This is a genomic window from Pseudomonas sp. UF-293 (assembly GCF_058245595.1).
The window spans coordinates 52,590-68,174 of sequence record NZ_JBSICA010000012.1 but is presented as its reverse complement, the minus strand read 5'-3'; the positions used below and the strand labels follow the sequence as shown (position 1 = coordinate 68,174).

The following is a 15,585-nucleotide window of genomic DNA, read 5'->3' as shown; positions in this document are numbered from 1 at the left end:
TTCAGGTATCCAGTTTGCCTGCCATGAATTGCTTCATGCGTTGACGCATGGTCGCGCCCTCGTTACCGAGACAGGCCACCGATGAGCCGGCCAGGCTGTCCTCAGCCAAATCTGCTGCATCCCCGGCCAGCATCAACTGACAATCCAGGCTCATTGCCAGGCGATTAAGGCGCCGGGGCAGTTCCGGCCCTGGGGTATGGTTGGAAAACAGCACAAGCGCCTCAGGTTTGACTTTTTCGCAGACCAGCGTCAGCTCGTCGAAGGGTTGGCCGGTGGTCAGCACCCGTACACCGGAATCGTTGCCGCTGAGAAACAGCGCCGCCACCAGTAATTCAAGCTCACGACACTGGCCGGCGAGTGCACTGACGATTATTCGACGCGGTTGCGCGCCACGCAGCATGACAATGCGCTGCAATACGCGCGCTCTCAGAAAACCATCGAAAAACAACCATTCGCTGGTTTGCCCGAAGGCATCCTGACGCTGGAGCAGTTGCCGCCACAACGGCATGATGATGGCTTCGAACACGACCGGCAGCGTGTACGACGAGAAAATCTGCCCGTAAACGCGATCCAGTTGCTGATCGTCGAACGAACTCACTGCCTGCTGAATCTGCTCCTGCCATTGCTTGTAATCGGCCTGCACATGGTCATCGGGAATAAAATTGGCCAGCACCTTCAAAGGTTCTGTCTTCGCCAGGATCTTGCCGACTTTACTTACAGCCACGCCGCGATCGATCCAGTCGACAATGCTGCGAACGCGCTCGATATCGTTCATCGAGTACAGACGATGCCCGCTTTCAGTGCGGGTCGGCTCGATCAATCCGTAGCGGCGTTCCCAGGCACGCAGAGTCACCGGGTTGACACCGGTCAACCGCGCCACCTCGCGAATGGGGAACAGCTCTTCGCGCTCGATCGTGCCGAGTACTGTTGAAGCCGGGCGAGCGTCCGTGTTTACAGGCATCTGGCGGTCAACTTCCATGTCGGTTCATTGGATCCCATTTTAAACATGATGGACTGGAAACCTACAAGTGGTGATCTACGAGGAAAGTGGTCGGTTTAATCATCAAAATCAGGAATAATCCTTGCTTGTTGTAAAGCGCAGGCCTCTACCCCGGCCTGCGTCAGGCGAAGCTCTTACCCGGAACGACGCACTCGAAATACGGAGATACAAAATGTCTACTTCCCCCGTCACGCTCATGGTAGCGCGTCGCGTCGCCGATGGCCGCTATCACGATCTGATCGCCTGGCTGCGCGAAGGCGAACAATTGGCCACCGATTTTCCCGGCTACCTCGGCTCCGGCGTCCTCGCGCCACCGCCCGGTGACAACGAATTCCAGATTATCTTCCGCTTCGTCGATGAGCAGACGCTGCATGCGTGGGAGTACTCGGCGTCGCGTACCGCCTGGCTGAACCGTGGCAGCGACCTGTTCGAACATCCGAAAGAACACCGGGTCAGCGGCATTGAAGGCTGGTTCGGTGCTGCCGGCCAACGCCCGCCGCGCTGGAAACAGGCCGTGGCGATCTGGCTGGCGTTTTTTCCGGTGTCGCTGATTTTCAACTTTGTCCTCGGCCCGCTGCTCGCTGAGTTGAGCCTGTTGCCACGAATATTGATCGGCACGGCGTGCCTGACACCGCTGATGGTGTATTTCTTTATACCGTTGTCGACGCGTCTGCTGGCGAACTGGTTGAACAGCACGCCGACGCGGCCACTGGCGACCACACCGTCGGCGCACAATCGCTGATCTGCAGCGGGCGGCGAGCCTGTTATAGTTTTCGCTTCAACCGCGATGCGAGCCGCCCATGCCAGATTCCGCAGCCCCGATCCTCATCACCGGCGCCGGCCAGCGTGTCGGTTTGCACTGCGCGCAGCGCTTGATCGAGGACGGCCACCCGCTGATTTTCACTTACCGCACCGAGCGACCGGGCGTGCAGGCCCTTCGCGATCTTGGCGCGACAGCGCTGTTCGCCGACTTTTCCAGCGAGACAGGAATACTGGCCTTCATTGATTCGCTGAAAGCGCACACCGACAGTTTGCGCGCCATCGTGCACAACGCCTCCGAATGGCTGGCGGAAACCCAGGGCAGCGAAGCACAAGCCTTCAATCGCATGTTCAACATTCACATGCTCGCGCCTTACCTGATCAACCTGCACTGCGCCGAGTTGCTGCAGCGCTCGGCGCCAGCCGACATCATCCATATCAGCGACGACGTCACCCGCAAAGGCAGCAGCAAGCACATCGGCTATTGCGCCAGCAAGGCCGGGCTCGACAGCCTGACCCAGTCGTTTGCCGCGCGCTTGGCCCCCGCCATCAAGGTCAACGGCATCGCTCCGGCGCTGCTGTTGTTCAACCCCGACGATGACGCGGCTTACCGCACCAAGGCGCTGGCCAAATCCGCGCTGGGCATCGAACCCGGCAGTGAAGTGATCTACCAGAGCCTGCGCTATCTGCTCGACAATCCCTATGTCACCGGCACGACCCTGACCGTCAACGGCGGGCGGCACGTCAAATAGGTCGTCCCGCTTCGGCCGCGAGTCGAGTAAGATCCACCAGAACGCCTGCAATAGACTGGACGGAGCAAATCAATGCCACAACTTCAACCGGGAATGGCGCGCATCCGGGTCAAGGATCTGCGCCTGCGCACCTTTATCGGCATCAACGAGGATGAAATCCTCAACAAGCAGGACGTCCTGATCAACCTGACCATCCTGTACGCGGCTCAAGAAGCGGTGCGCGATAACGATATCGACCACGCGCTGAATTACCGCACTATCACCAAAGCGATCATCGCTCATGTCGAGGGCAACCGCTTCGCGCTGCTCGAACGCCTGACGCAGGAATTGCTCGATCTGGTGATGACCAATGCATCGGTGCTGTATGCCGAAGTCGAAGTCGACAAGCCCCACGCGCTGCGCTTCGCCGAGTCGGTATCGATCACGCTCGCGGCAAGCCGCTGAGCTTCAAGCTTCAAGCTTCAAGCTTCAAGCTTCAAGCTTCAAACGGTAAGCTAACAGCCGACCCCGATCCATCTTGCAGCTTGAAGCTTGCCGCTTGAAGCTGTCTCGCAGAGACCCTCATGACTGATCAACAACGCCTGGAACTCGAAGCGGCCGCCTTCCGCCGACTGGTTGCTCACCTCGACAGCCGCAAGGACGTGCAGAACATCGACCTGATGAACCTCGCCGGGTTCTGCCGCAACTGCCTGTCGAAGTGGTACAAGGCCGAAGCCGACCAACGCCAGATCGAGGTCAGCCTCGATGACGCCCGCGAAGTGGTGTACGGCATGCCCTACGCCGAGTGGAAAGCCCAATACCAGCAAGAAGCCAGCGCCGAGCAGCAAGCAGCGTTTGCCAAAGGAAAACCCAATGACTGATCTGAACACCCTGCGCGCCAGCCTCAAAAGCGGCGAACACGCTTTCGCCGATACCCTGGCGTTCATCGCCTCCGGTTACGACTACGAGCCTCAAGCGTTCAACAACGGCGGCGTGGAAAATGCTGCCGGGCAGAACGAAGGTTCGTGCAAGACGCTGGGTCTGGCCCTGCTGGAAGGCTTGAGCGATGAAGAAGCGCTGCTGGCGTTCGGCGAGCATTACCGCTCGGTGCTGGCGACCCCCGAAGGCAGCGATCACGGCAATATTCGCGCGTTGATCAAGCACGGCCTGGCCGGCGTAAAGTTCGACGCACAACCCCTGACCCGCCGCTGATCCCGACAGCCCCACATAACCCCTATGGGAGCGGACCTGCTCGCGAAGACGGACTGACATTCAACGTTGATGTCGATTGATACACCGCTTTCGCGATCAGGCTCGCTCCCACACTGGATGCGTGGCGGCCGCGAATCTCGGGCACAAAAAAACCGGCCAATCTGGCCGGTTTTTTTATGCCCTACGGTCTTAGAACGTGGCGTTCTGCAGGCCGTCGAGGTAACGCTCGGTGTCGAGTGCCGCCATGCAACCGGCGCCGGCCGAGGTGATGGCCTGACGGTAAACGTGGTCAGCCACGTCACCGGCAGCGAAGATGCCTTCTACGCTGGTGGCCGTCGCGTTGCCTTCACGGCCGCCTTGCACAACCAGGTAACCGTCTTTCAGGGTCAACTGGCCTTCGAACAGCGAAGTGTTCGGAGTGTGGCCGATGGCGATGAACACGCCGTCGACTTTGATTTCGTCGAAGCTGCCATCGTTGTTGCGCAGACGCGCACCGGTCACGCCCATGTTGTCGCCGAGGACTTCGTCCAGGTTGGCGTTCAACTTCAGGATGATCTTGCCTTCAGCCACACGGGCGTTGAGCTTGTCGATCAGGATCTTCTCGGCGCGGAAGGTTTCGCGACGGTGGATCAAAGTCACGGTGCTGGCGATGTTGGCCAGGTACAGCGCTTCTTCGACAGCGGTGTTGCCGCCGCCAACCACGGCGACCGGCTTGTTGCGGTAGAAGAAACCGTCGCAGGTCGCGCAGGCCGACACGCCTTTGCCCATGAACGCTTCTTCAGAAGGCAGGCCCAGGTAACGCGCACTGGCGCCGGTAGCAATGATCAGCGCATCGCAGGTGTAAACGGCGCTGTCGCCGGTCAGGGTGTACGGCTTGGCAGCGAAGTCCACGGCGTTGATGTGATCGAAGACGATCTCGGTCTCGAAACGCTCGGCGTGCTCACGCATGCGCTCCATCAGCACCGGACCGGTCAGGCCGTGGACATCGCCCGGCCAGTTGTCGACTTCGGTGGTGGTAGTCAGTTGACCGCCAGCCTGCATACCGGTGATCAGCAGAGGCTTGAGGTTGGCGCGGGCCGCGTAGACCGCAGCGCTGTAGCCGGCGGGGCCGGAACCGAGAATGATCACTCGCGAATGACGGACTTCAGACATGAATCTGCTCCTGTTGGCCGGCCATGAAAAATCTGGCGCGGACGCCGGACGGCCGGCGGAATAAAAAAGGACCGTGGATACCTTGGGGAAGGCTTGAACTCGACAGTCCTGTAAAAAGTTGGGTGCAGCGTATCGAGGGGGGCAAGATTAAGGAAATACGGTTTAACAATCCAGCTCATAGGTGGTCTCTATGCCGAGACGCTGACGACATAGACCGCTTTGTTACAGTGAATGTCGATTGCTCTGCCGCGCTTTCGCCACTGTGGCAAAGCCGGTAACGTCGGCGCGTTTTCCCTTGCTTCGGAGCACCTTATGCCCGCCCCTGTTCTGTCTGGCCCGCAATACCTGCGCGAAGGCCTGAAACTGGTCTTGAGCCCAGGCCTGCGCCTGTTCGTGTTGTTGCCGCTGGCAATCAACCTGGTGCTGTTCGTCGGATTGATCTATCTGGCCGGCCACCAGTTCAGCCTGTGGGTCAACACACTGATGCCGTCGTTGCCTGAATGGCTGAGTTTCCTCAGCTATATCCTGTGGCCACTGTTTGTAGTGCTGGTAGCGCTGATGGTGTTTTTCACCTTCACCATGCTCGCCAACATCATTGCCGCACCGTTCAACGGCTTCCTCGCGGAAAAAGTCGAAGTGGTGGTGCGCGGTACCGATGATTTCCCGGCGTTCAGCTGGGGCGAACTGATCGCGATGATCCCACGCACCCTTTCCCGGGAAATGCGCAAGCTCGGCTACTTCCTGCCGCGTGCGATAGGTCTGTTTATTCTTTCGTTTATCCCGGTAGTAAACATCGTCGCCGCGCCGCTGTGGCTGCTGTTTGGCGTATGGATGATGGCGATCCAGTACATCGACTACCCGGCGGACAACCACAAACTGGGCTGGAACGAAATGCTCGCCTGGCTGCGGCAGAAGCGCTGGCAGAGCATGAGTTTCGGCGGAATCGTCTATCTGGTGTTGCTGATTCCGGTGGTCAACATCCTGATGATGCCGGCGGCGGTAGCCGGGGCGACATTGTTTTGGGTGCGCGAACGTGGCGCCGAAAATCTGGTGATACAACACTGATCGCGTCACAAATCCATCATCCGGATGTCACAACGTCGACATGGCTTCAGCCGACACTGAGGTCATGACGACAGCTCTACACATCACCCTCATCAGCGAAACCTTCCCACCGGAAATCAACGGCGTGGCCAATACCCTTGGCCGCTTGTGCGAGGGTTTGCGCGCGCGAGGGCATCAAGTGGAGCTGGTGCGCCCGCGCCAGGCGGGCGATCCGCTACGCAGCGAAGACGAAGCGCTGCTGTTGTGTCGCGGATGGCCATTACCCGGCTATTCGGGACTGCAATGGGGCCAATCGTCAATGCATAAGCTGCTGCGCCGTTGGAAACGGCAGCGCCCGGATGTGCTGTACATCGCCACGGAAGGCCCGCTCGGGTTATCGGCATTACGTGCGGCACGGCGCCTGGGGATTGCGGTGGTGAGCGGTTTTCACACCAACTTCCAGCAATACACCAGCCAGTACGGCCTCGGCCTGCTGACGCGGATGCTGACCCATTACCTGCGCTGGTTTCACAATCGTTCGGCAATGACCTTGGTGCCGAGTATCAGTCAGCGGCTGGAGCTGGAGCGGCGGCACTTCGAGCGCCTGGCGCTGTTGTCGCGGGGTGTGGACAGCCAGTTGTTTCATCCAAGCAAACGTCAGAGCCAGTTGCGTGAGCAATGGGGACTCTCTGATACGGATATCGCGGTCATCCACGTAGGAAGGCTCGCCCCGGAGAAGAATCTTGGCTTGCTCAAACGCTGCTTTGAAACCCTGCGGGAAACTTATCCACAGCGCCATCTGAAGCTGATCGTGGTCGGTGAAGGCCCGCAGCGTTCGGCGCTGGAAAAAGAACTGCCGGAGGCGATTTTCTGCGGCGCGCAGCGCGGGGAAACGCTGGCAGCACACTATGCCTCCGGGGATCTTTTTGTCTTTCCCAGCCTCACCGAAACTTTCGGTAATGTGGTGCTGGAAGCCCTGGCTTCGGGACTTGGCGTGGTGGCATATGATCAGGCAGCGGCGGCGCAGCATATTCGCCATGGCTACAACGGCGTGTCGGCCATGCCCGGCGATGAGCAGGCATTTTGTGAAGCGGCGGCGTGGTTGCTGGAGGAGGAAGAACGGTTGCGCTGCGTCAGGCTGAATGCGCGGCAGCATGGCAGTCGCCAGGGCTGGGCAGCGATTATCGAGCAGTTCGAGGGGTATTTGCGTGGGGCTTGTGTGGGGGAGCTGGTGGTGCCTGGGGCGCAGACACAACCTTAGATTTTCGTCTACATAGAAACAGCTTTCGCGAGCAGGCTCGCTCTCACATGGGTATCGCATTCCAAGTGTAGGAGCGAGCCTGCTCGCGAAAAGGTCGAACTGGCGCCGCTTAAACCAGCGTCATCAACGCCTCACGACTGAACGGCAAAATATCCTGCTCACGCCCTTCACGGACTTTCTGCGCCCAGTCCGGATCGACCAGCAGCGCGCGGCCCACCGCCACCAGATCGAATTCCTCTTTGTTCAGACGCTCCAGCAAGTTTTCCAGGCTGGCCGGTTGCGCGACCTTGTCGGTGTTGACCATGAACTGCAGGAACTCGCCGTCCAGGCCGACGCTGCCAACGGTGATGGTCGGTTTGCCGGTCAGCTTGCGGGTCCAGCCAGCAAGGTTCAGATCCGAGCCGTCGAACTCCGGCTCCCAGAAACGGCGCGTCGAGCAGTGGAAAATGTCCACGCCAGCGTCGGACAGCGGCTTGAGAAATTCGCCCAGCGCTTCGGGGGTTTGCACCAGACGCGCGGTGTAATCCTGCTGTTTCCATTGCGAGAAGCGGAAAATGATCGGGAAGCCTTCACCGACCGCCGCGCGCACCGCTTGAATCAATTCGATGGCGAAACGCGAACGGTTGGCCAGGCTGCCACCATATTCGTCAGTGCGCTGGTTGCTGCCTTCCCAGAAGAACTGGTCGACCAGATAACCGTGGGCGCCATGGATTTCTACGCCGTCCATGCCGATGCTTTGCGCATCTTTGGCAGCCTGGGAAAACGCAGCAATCACGTCCTGGATGTCCTGTTTGGTCATGCCGTGAACCACGACCTGACCGTCCTTGAGTTTTTCCGACGGACCGTAGCCCGGCACGCTGGCGTCCGGCTCGGTGCCGAGGCGACGTACGCTGCCGACATGCCACAGTTGCGGGACGATCTTGCCGCCTTCGGCGTGCACGGCGTCGACAACTTTTTTCCAGCCGGCGAGTGGCGCTTCACCGAAAAACTGCGGCACGTTTGGATAGCCATTGGACGCGATGTGGTCGACCGTGGTGCCTTCGGTGATGATCAGACCAACGCCAGCGGCCGCCCGACGGCGATAGTACTCAATGACTTTGGAATTCGGCACGCCGCCCGGCGAGAACGAGCGGGTCATTGGTGCCATGACCACTCGAGTCGGCAGTTCGAGGGCACCGAGGTGAAACGGTTTGAACAGGGCTTGAACAGGCATCGAGAGGCTCCACGGCGATTGCTTTATGACGGCGATAATATGGAGAGCCGGAGCCTTTGAACAGCATTATTGATTTTGGTGATTAAGGATTAAAAGAATGAAAAGCAAAAGATCGCAGCCTTCGGCAGCTCCTACACGGAATTTGTGGTCCCCCTGTAGGAGCTGCCGAAGGCTGCGATCTTTTGATGTTGCTTTTCAGCTCAGCGCTTTTTCAATCGCATGCACGATGGTCGGATCATCCGGCGCCGTACGCGGCGAGAACCGTGCCAGCACGCGGCCGTCCTTGCCGAGCAGAAACTTCTCGAAATTCCAGGTGATGTCGCCGGGAAACTCGGCGCCCTCGCCCGCCAGCAGGCGATACAACTGATGCCGTTCGTGGCCGTTGACTTCGAGCTTGCTCGCCAACGGAAACGTCACGCCATAATTGAGGCTGCAGAACTCCTGGATTTCTTTCTCCGAGCCTGGCTCCTGACCGGCAAACTGGTTGCACGGCAGGCCCAGCACAGTGAAGCCTTTGGCCTTGTATTGCTGGTAGAGGTTTTCCAGTGCCGCATACTGGGGGGTCAAGCCGCATTTGGAGGCCACGTTGACCACCAGCACGACTTGGCCCTTGAACGGCGCCAGCGGTAGCTCCTGACCATCCAGGGCGGTCAACTTAAGGTCGTGAAAAGCACTCATGCCGAACTCCAGGATTCTCGTGTTCTACTCGAAACAGCCACTTGGCGAGGCCACCAAGGACAGCCGCGGACTAAAAAGGCGCCCACAGGCGCCTCTCCAGTACTCGAAGCTTAGCGCAGAAAATCAGTGGTGATGGCCACCTTCGCCGTGGACGTGACCATGAGCGATTTCTTCCTGGCTGGCGTCACGGATATCAACGATCTTCACTTGGAAGTTCAGGCGCTGACCGGCCAATGGGTGGTTGCCATCAACGGTGACGTCGTCGCCGTCCAGGTCACGGATGGTGACGATCTGCATCTGGCCGTCCGGCGCCGAAGCGTGGAACTGCATGCCGACTTCCAGCTCGTCTACACCTTCGAACATGCTGCGGCTCAGGGTGCTGACCAGCTCGGCGGCGTATTCGCCGTAAGCGTCTTCCGGCTCAACGGCGACCTGGAGCTCGTCGCCAACGGCTTTGCCTTCGAGGGCTTTTTCCAGGCCCGGGATGATGTTGCCTGCGCCTTGCAGGTAAACCAGCGGAGCGCCGCCGGCGGAGCTGTCGATGACCTCACCAGCGTCGTTGGTCAGGGTATAGTCGATGGAGACAGCCTTATTGGCGGCGATCAGCATGGGGCGAGACCTTTTGCATAAGAATATAGAAAGGCCAAGTTTAGCGAAGCAATCGCGTGAAAGCGACCACAACCCGGACAAACGGGTTTCGACCATCACCGGCTTTCATCAGGACGAAGATGGCCATTGGGTGGTCGAGCTTTCCTGTGGCCACACCCAGCACCTGCGCCATCAGCCGCCGTGGCAAACCCGCGCGTGGGTTCTGGATCCGGCGCAACGTATTGAAAAAACAGGTCAACCCTTTGCCTGCGGTTGGTGTGCACAAGGCTCGGTTAGCGCTAACCTTGGCGACTGAATTTCGGTAGTCGGCCAGACATAGGCTGACACCCTTGCATAGAGAATTCCCATGCAAACTTTTTTTATCGCCCCCACCGATTTTGGCGTGGGTCTGACCTCCATCAGCCTCGGGCTGGTGCGCACGCTTGAACGCGCCGGGCTGAAAGTCGGCTTCTTCAAACCGATCGCCCAGCCACATCCGGGCGACACTGGCCCTGAGCGTTCCACCGAACTGGTGGCCCGCACCCACGGCCTGAAACCACCGCAACCGCTGGGCCTGGCGCACGTCGAACGCATGCTCGGCGACGGTCAGCTCGACGAACTGCTCGAAGAAATCATCGCCCTGTATCAGCAAGCGGCCGTCGGCAAGGATGTGCTGGTGGTCGAGGGCATGGTGCCGACCCGCAGCGCCAGTTACGCCGCACGGGTCAATCTGCACTTGGCCAAGAGTCTGGATGCCGAGGTGATTCTGGTCTCGGCGCCGGAAAACGAAGTGCTCGCCGAACTCTCTGGGCGGGTTGAGCTGCAGGCACAATTGTTCGGCGGCCCGAAGGATCCGAAGGTCCTCGGGGTGATCCTCAACAAGGTCAAGACCGACGAGAGCATGGACGCCTTCGCCACGCGTCTGAAGGAGCATTCGCCGTTGCTGCGCAGCGGTGATTTCCGCCTGCTCGGCTGCATCCCGTTTCAGCCGGAACTCAACGCGCCGCGCACCCGCGACGTCGCCGACCTGATGGGCGCACAAGTGCTCAACGCGGGCGACTACGAAACCCGGCGCATGAGCAAAATCATCATTTGCGCGCGGACCATGCGCAACACCGTCGAGCTGCTCAAACCCGGCGTGCTGGTGGTGACGCCCGGTGATCGCGACGACATCATCCTCGCCGTCAGCCTTGCGGCGATCAACGGCGTGCCGCTGGCCGGCCTGCTGCTGACCAGCGACACGCTGCCCGACCCGCGCATCATGGACCTGTGCCGAGGCGCGTTGCAGGCCGGTTTGCCGGTGTTGTCGGTGAGCACCGGCTCGTACGACACCGCCAACCTGCTCAATGGCCTGAACAAGGAAATCCCCATCGATGACCGCGAGCGCGCGGAGATCATCACCGATTTCGTCGCCAGCCACCTCGACGCCAACTGGCTGCACCAGCGCTGCGGCACGCCACGGGAGATGCGCCTGTCACCGGCGGTATTCCGTTATCAATTGATCCAGCGCGCGCAAGCGGCGAACAAGCGCATCGTGCTGCCCGAAGGCAGCGAGCCGTTCACCGTGCAAGCGGCGGCGATCTGTCAGGAACGCGGGATCGCCCGCTGCGTGCTGTTGGCCAAACCGGAAGACGTCGAAGCGGTCGCCCGCGCCCAAGGCATCGTGTTGCCGCCGGGGCTGGAGATTCTCGACCCGGACCACATCCGCGAACGCTACGTCGAACCGATGGTGGCTCTGCGCAAGAGCAAAAGCCTCAACGCACCGATGGCCGAGCAGCAACTGGAAGACACGGTGGTGATCGGTACCATGATGCTGGCGCTGGATGAGGTCGACGGTTTGGTTTCGGGTGTGATCAACACCACCGCCAATACCATCCGCCCCGCCCTGCAACTGATCAAAACCGCACCGGGCTGCACGCTGGTATCGTCGGTGTTCTTCATGCTCTTTCCGGAAGAAGTGCTGGTCTACGGCGACTGCGTGATGAACCCGCACCCGAGCGCTGCCGAACTGGCAGAGATCGCCCTGCAAAGCGCTGACTCGGCGGCCGCATTCGGCATCACCCCACGGGTGGCGATGATCAGCTACTCCAGCGGCGAATCGGCGCGCGGTGAAGAAGTCGAGAAAGTCCGCGAGGCGACTCTGCTGGCTCACGAGCAACAAAATTCGCTGTTGATCGACGGCCCGTTGCAGTACGACGCCGCCGCCAACGCTGACGTCGCCCGGCAACTGGCGCCGAACAGTCAGGTCGCCGGGCGCGCCACAGTGTTCGTGTTCCCCGATCTGAACACCGGCAACACCACGCACAAAGCCGTACAACGCAGCGCCGATTGCGTCAGCCTCGGGCCGATGCTGCAAGGCCTGCGCAAACCGGTGAACGACCTGCCGCGCGGCGCGCAAGTCGATGACATCGTCTACACCATCGCGCTCACCGCGATTCAAGCCGCCAACCGACCTATGGATGTGTAAATGCTGGATTTTCTACCCGCACCCGTGCGCGGCGTGATCGCCTCGCTGCTGTTGGCGCTCAACACGATTCTGCTGTGCTCGTTCCTGTTCTGCGTGGCGCTGGTCAAGGCCCTGCCGTTTGCCGTGACCCAGCGTATTGCCGGTTGGCTGATGAGCCACACCCACGAGGCGTGGATCAGCAACAACAAAGGCTGGATGAACCTGGTTCGACGCACCCGCTGGCACGTCAGCGGCCTGCAAGGTCTCGACTATCAGCACTCGTACCTGATCACCAGCAACCACCAGAGCTGGGTGGATATCCTGGTGCTGCAATATGTGCTCAACCGCAAGATTCAACCGCTGAAGTTCTTCCTCAAGCAGGAGCTGATCTGGGTGCCGGTGATTGGCTTGGCCTGGTGGGCGCTGGGCTTTCCGTTCATGAAGCGCTACTCCAAGGCGTACCTGGAAAAACACCCGGAGAAGAAAGGCAAGGACCTGGAAACCACGCGCAAGACCTGTGCGAAGTTTCGTCATAACCCGGTAGGGATTTTCAACTTCGTCGAAGGCACACGCTTCACCGAAGGCAAGCATGCGCAACAGCAATCACCGTTCAAATACCTGCTCAAGCCGAAGGCAGGCGGAATCGCCTTTGTCCTCGACGCAATGGGCGAACAGCTGGAATCGATCGTCAACGTGACGATTCATTACCCGGCCGGGCGTCCGGGGTTCTGGGACTTGCTCTGCGGCAAGGTGCGCGATGTGGTGGTGCATTTTGAAGAGATCAAAATTCCGCCGGCCTTCATCGGCAAGAACTACGACCAGGACGGCGAGTACCGTTTGCAGTTTCAGGGCTGGATCAATCAGCTGTGGCTGGACAAGGATGCGTTGCTCGAGCAGATGCACCGCGAATATCCCCCCAAAAACTGACCCCTGTGGGAGCGAGCCTGCTCGCGAAAGCGGTGGATCAGCTTGCAAAGATGTTGAATGAGATAAAGCTTTCGCGAGCAGGCTCGCTCCCACAGTTTTAATTGCAGCGCTCTCAAATAAAAAAGCCCGCCGATGATCACTCACCGGCGGGCTTTTTCTTGCCGCTTGCAGCTAGAAGCTTGTCGCTGCTTCTGCCTTAGATGGCGCCACGCTGACGCAGCAGCTCCAGCACTTGCTTGACGCTTTCTTCCAGGCTCAGCGACTGTGTGTCGATCACCAGATCGGCGTTCAGCGGCACGTCGTACGGGAAGGATTCGCCCGGAATGTTGTCGCCGCCAGCAGCGTACAGCCCTTGCGGATCACGCTCGGCGCACACGGTCGGCGAGGCCTGCACGTAGACCGTCAGCAAGCGATCCTTGCCGATCAGTTCCTTGGCCTGCTCGCGACCTTCGGCACTTGGCGCGACGAACGCGGCCAGGGTCAGCAGACCGGCTTCGTTGAACTGACGCGCCACGTGGGCGGCACGACGCCAGTTCTCGGTACGCCCGGCACGATCCTGCGGCAGACCTTTGTTCAGATCGTGACGCAGGTTCTGGCCATCGAGGACAAACACCGCGCGGCCCATGTCGAACAGCTTGCGCTCGACCGCATACGCCAGGGTGCTTTTGCCCGCGCCGGACAGGCCGCTGAACAGCACGGTTGCCGGTTGCTGGCCGAAGCGCTGGGCACGTTCTTCGGTCGCTACGTGGGCCAATTTGCCGTGGTGGGTGGCGGTGCCATGGGCCACTGGCTGAGCGACGATCATGCCGGCGCCAACGGTGCCGTTGGTCAGGCGATCAATGACGATGAACGCGCCGGTGGTGCGGTTGCTGTCGTAACCGTCGAGGGCGATCGGCGCGTCGAGCGCGATCTTCACCTTGCCGATTTCGTTGAGCTGCAACGCGCTCGCCGGGCCTTCTTCCAGAGTGCTCACGTCGACCTTGTTGACGATGCTGGCGATCGAACCCGGCACGTAACTGGTGGCGCGTTTGATGTCGTATTTCTTGCCCGGCAGCATCGGCTCTTCAGCCATCCACACCAGCATCGCTTCGAAGCTGTCGGTGACCGGCGGCACGTTGTCGGCATGCACCAGCAGGTCGCCACGGGAGATGTCGATTTCGTCTTCCATGGTCAGCGTTACGGCCTGGCCTGGACCTGCGTGTTCCAGCTCACCTTCGAAAGTGACGATGGACTTCACCCGGCTGCTCTTGCCCGACGGCAGCACCACGACTTCGTCGCCCTTGTGCACGATGCCGCTGGCCAGCGTGCCGGCGAAACCACGGAAGTTCAGGTTCGGACGGTTGACGTATTGCACCGGGAAACGCAGGTCGGTGAAGTTGCGATCGCCCGCCACTTCCACAGTTTCGAGGATTTCCATCAGCGACTGGCCGGTGTACCACGGCGAGCGCTCGGACTTGTTCACCACGTTGTCGCCTTTAAGGGCAGACATCGGCACGAAGTGCATGCTGGTCGGCTTCATCTTCAAGCCTTCGGCGAACTTCAGGTAGTCAGCCTTGATCGACTCGAACACGCCTTCGTCAAAGTCCTTCAAGTCCATCTTGTTGATGGCGACGACGATGTGTTTGATGCCCAGCAGGGAGGCGATGAAGCTGTGGCGACGGGTCTGGGTCTGAACGCCGTAACGGGCGTCGACCAGAATGATCGCCAGGTCACAGGTGGACGCACCGGTGGCCATGTTGCGGGTGTACTGCTCATGGCCGGGGGTGTCGGCGATGATGAATTTGCGCTTGGCGGTGGAGAAATAGCGGTAAGCCACATCAATGGTGATGCCCTGCTCACGCTCGGCCTGCAGGCCGTCGACCAGCAACGCCAGGTCGATGTCGTCACCGGTGGTGCCGGATTTTTTCGAATCGCGGGTGATCGCCTCGAGGTGATCTTCGTAGATCATTTTCGAGTCGTGCAGCAGGCGCCCGATCAGGGTGCTCTTGCCGTCATCGACGTTACCGCAGGTCAAAAAGCGCAGCAGCTCTTTACGTTCGTGCTGGCCCAGGTAGGCGAGGATGTCCTCGCTGATCAAATCAGAAACATGGCTCATTGCATTCAAGCTCCGAGCTGTAAGCTTCAAGCGGCAAGCTTGTCGGCGTACAGCTAGTCAGAAATTTTGTTGATCAACCCGCCCAGCATTCTAGAAAGCTCACGGGTTTCCATAATCCAATTTTCAGCCAGCGGTTCTGCGATGTAAGCGATATCTCGGCCTATCAGGATCTGGGTCCGCAACTCTCCGCAAGAAGCCTTCGCGATCCAAAGAAAGTGCACCTTTTCTTTGCAACTCCGACGCTCCATGCCTTCAGCAATATTGGAAGGCACTGACAGTGCAGAGCGGGTGATCTGATCCTTGAATCCAAAATCCCCGCATCGCGCAAACTCTCTAAAAATCCCCACCGCTAAACATTTGCTTCGCTGCCAAACAACCAGTTTCTCGAAATCCATTACGAGTCATCCGATTCCGGCTCGCAGCAACCGGCCGCAAGCGCCAAACTGCAAAGTTACGCATACCGCCTTTAACTTGCAGCT

Annotated in this window: 17 protein-coding genes; 10 read left to right on the top strand and 7 right to left on the bottom strand. The window is 59.8% G+C overall.

The window, feature by feature from the left end; genetic code table 11:
* Nucleotide 1 precedes the first annotated feature (1 nt).
* Nucleotides 2-961: a MerR family transcriptional regulator gene (locus tag AC4IHP_RS15320; RefSeq protein ID WP_490832105.1), complete on the bottom strand. Its 960-nt coding sequence runs from the start codon at nt 959-961 to the stop codon at nt 2-4.
* A gap of 211 nt (nt 962-1,172) precedes the next feature.
* On the opposite strand from AC4IHP_RS15320, the gene AC4IHP_RS15315 reads away from it, so the two are divergent.
* The 5 genes from AC4IHP_RS15315 (at nt 1,173) to AC4IHP_RS15295 (ending at nt 3,702) form a co-directional block, all read left to right on the top strand.
* The gene (locus AC4IHP_RS15315; protein WP_460124069.1) at nt 1,173-1,742 is read left to right on the top strand and encodes a putative antibiotic biosynthesis monooxygenase; all 570 of its coding nucleotides are present in this window, start codon (nt 1,173-1,175) and stop codon (nt 1,740-1,742) included.
* Nucleotides 1,743-1,800: 58 nt separating this feature from the next.
* Nucleotides 1,801-2,511: a dihydromonapterin reductase gene (gene folM, locus AC4IHP_RS15310; protein ID WP_490832073.1), complete on the top strand. Its 711-nt coding sequence runs from the start codon at nt 1,801-1,803 to the stop codon at nt 2,509-2,511.
* Nucleotides 2,512-2,583: 72 nt separating this feature from the next.
* Nucleotides 2,584-2,955 carry a dihydroneopterin triphosphate 2'-epimerase gene (gene folX / locus AC4IHP_RS15305; protein WP_016771653.1) on the top strand — a complete coding sequence of 124 codons (372 nt, stop codon included), beginning with the start codon at nt 2,584-2,586 and terminating at the stop codon, nt 2,953-2,955.
* 119 nt (nt 2,956-3,074) lie between these two features.
* Nucleotides 3,075-3,371, top strand: coding sequence for a DUF1244 domain-containing protein (locus AC4IHP_RS15300; RefSeq protein WP_056782977.1), 297 nt, complete (start codon nt 3,075-3,077; stop codon nt 3,369-3,371).
* Nucleotides 3,364-3,702: a HopJ type III effector protein gene (locus tag AC4IHP_RS15295; protein ID WP_460124059.1), complete on the top strand. Its 339-nt coding sequence runs from the start codon at nt 3,364-3,366 to the stop codon at nt 3,700-3,702. Before AC4IHP_RS15300 ends, AC4IHP_RS15295 begins: the two co-directional genes overlap by 8 nt.
* A 189-nt stretch (nt 3,703-3,891) precedes the next feature.
* Here AC4IHP_RS15295 and trxB read toward each other — a convergent pair whose 3' ends face one another.
* The gene (trxB, locus tag AC4IHP_RS15290) at nt 3,892-4,854 is read right to left on the bottom strand and encodes a thioredoxin-disulfide reductase (RefSeq protein WP_016771656.1); all 963 of its coding nucleotides are present in this window, start codon (nt 4,852-4,854) and stop codon (nt 3,892-3,894) included.
* A 312-nt stretch (nt 4,855-5,166) separates the two neighbouring features.
* On the opposite strand from trxB, the gene cysZ reads away from it, so the two are divergent.
* Both cysZ and AC4IHP_RS15280 read left to right on the top strand, forming a co-directional pair.
* A complete protein-coding gene (gene cysZ / locus AC4IHP_RS15285; RefSeq protein WP_490832072.1) occupies nt 5,167-5,919 on the top strand; it encodes a sulfate transporter CysZ in 753 nt (250 codons plus the stop codon).
* 40 nt (nt 5,920-5,959) lie between these two features.
* Nucleotides 5,960-7,159 carry a glycosyltransferase family 4 protein gene (locus tag AC4IHP_RS15280; protein ID WP_490832071.1) on the top strand — a complete coding sequence of 400 codons (1,200 nt, stop codon included), beginning with the start codon at nt 5,960-5,962 and terminating at the stop codon, nt 7,157-7,159.
* Nucleotides 7,160-7,268: 109 nt separating this feature from the next.
* Here the strand turns inward: AC4IHP_RS15280 and AC4IHP_RS15275 are convergent, their stop codons facing one another.
* The 3 genes from AC4IHP_RS15275 to AC4IHP_RS15265 all read right to left on the bottom strand — a co-directional run bounded on the left by AC4IHP_RS15275 (nt 7,269) and on the right by AC4IHP_RS15265 (nt 9,659).
* On the bottom strand, nt 7,269-8,372 hold the full coding sequence (locus AC4IHP_RS15275; RefSeq protein ID WP_490832070.1) for an NADH:flavin oxidoreductase: 1,104 nt from the start codon (nt 8,370-8,372) through the stop codon (nt 7,269-7,271).
* Nucleotides 8,373-8,567: 195 nt separating this feature from the next.
* Complete coding sequence (locus AC4IHP_RS15270; protein WP_252868811.1) at nt 8,568-9,050, bottom strand: glutathione peroxidase; 483 nt, start codon at nt 9,048-9,050, stop codon at nt 8,568-8,570.
* A 123-nt stretch (nt 9,051-9,173) separates the two neighbouring features.
* A complete protein-coding gene (locus AC4IHP_RS15265; protein ID WP_101159261.1) occupies nt 9,174-9,659 on the bottom strand; it encodes an FKBP-type peptidyl-prolyl cis-trans isomerase in 486 nt (161 codons plus the stop codon).
* On the opposite strand from AC4IHP_RS15265, the gene AC4IHP_RS15260 reads away from it, so the two are divergent.
* Genes AC4IHP_RS15260 through yihG form a run of 3 tightly spaced genes read left to right on the top strand, consistent with a single transcriptional unit; the run spans nt 9,628 to nt 13,011 of the window.
* On the top strand, nt 9,628-9,954 hold the full coding sequence (locus AC4IHP_RS15260; protein ID WP_073473919.1) for a DUF3565 domain-containing protein: 327 nt from the start codon (nt 9,628-9,630) through the stop codon (nt 9,952-9,954). The genes AC4IHP_RS15265 and AC4IHP_RS15260 overlap by 32 nt on opposite strands.
* Nucleotides 9,955-10,005: 51 nt before the next feature.
* Nucleotides 10,006-12,105, top strand: a complete 2,100-nt coding sequence (pta, locus tag AC4IHP_RS15255; protein WP_024011632.1) for a phosphate acetyltransferase — start codon at nt 10,006-10,008, stop codon at nt 12,103-12,105.
* On the top strand, nt 12,106-13,011 hold the full coding sequence (yihG, locus tag AC4IHP_RS15250; protein WP_490832069.1) for a 1-acylglycerol-3-phosphate O-acyltransferase, YihG family: 906 nt from the start codon (nt 12,106-12,108) through the stop codon (nt 13,009-13,011).
* 196 nt (nt 13,012-13,207) lie between these two features.
* Here the strand turns inward: yihG and cysN are convergent, their stop codons facing one another.
* Nucleotides 13,208-15,106 (bottom strand): sulfate adenylyltransferase subunit CysN, encoded by a 1,899-nt coding sequence (cysN, locus tag AC4IHP_RS15245; protein ID WP_490832068.1) that lies wholly within the window; start codon nt 15,104-15,106, stop codon nt 13,208-13,210.
* Between the two features lie 53 nt (nt 15,107-15,159).
* A complete protein-coding gene (locus tag AC4IHP_RS15240; protein ID WP_150705949.1) occupies nt 15,160-15,501 on the bottom strand; it encodes a four helix bundle protein in 342 nt (113 codons plus the stop codon).
* Nucleotides 15,502-15,585 lie beyond the last annotated feature (84 nt).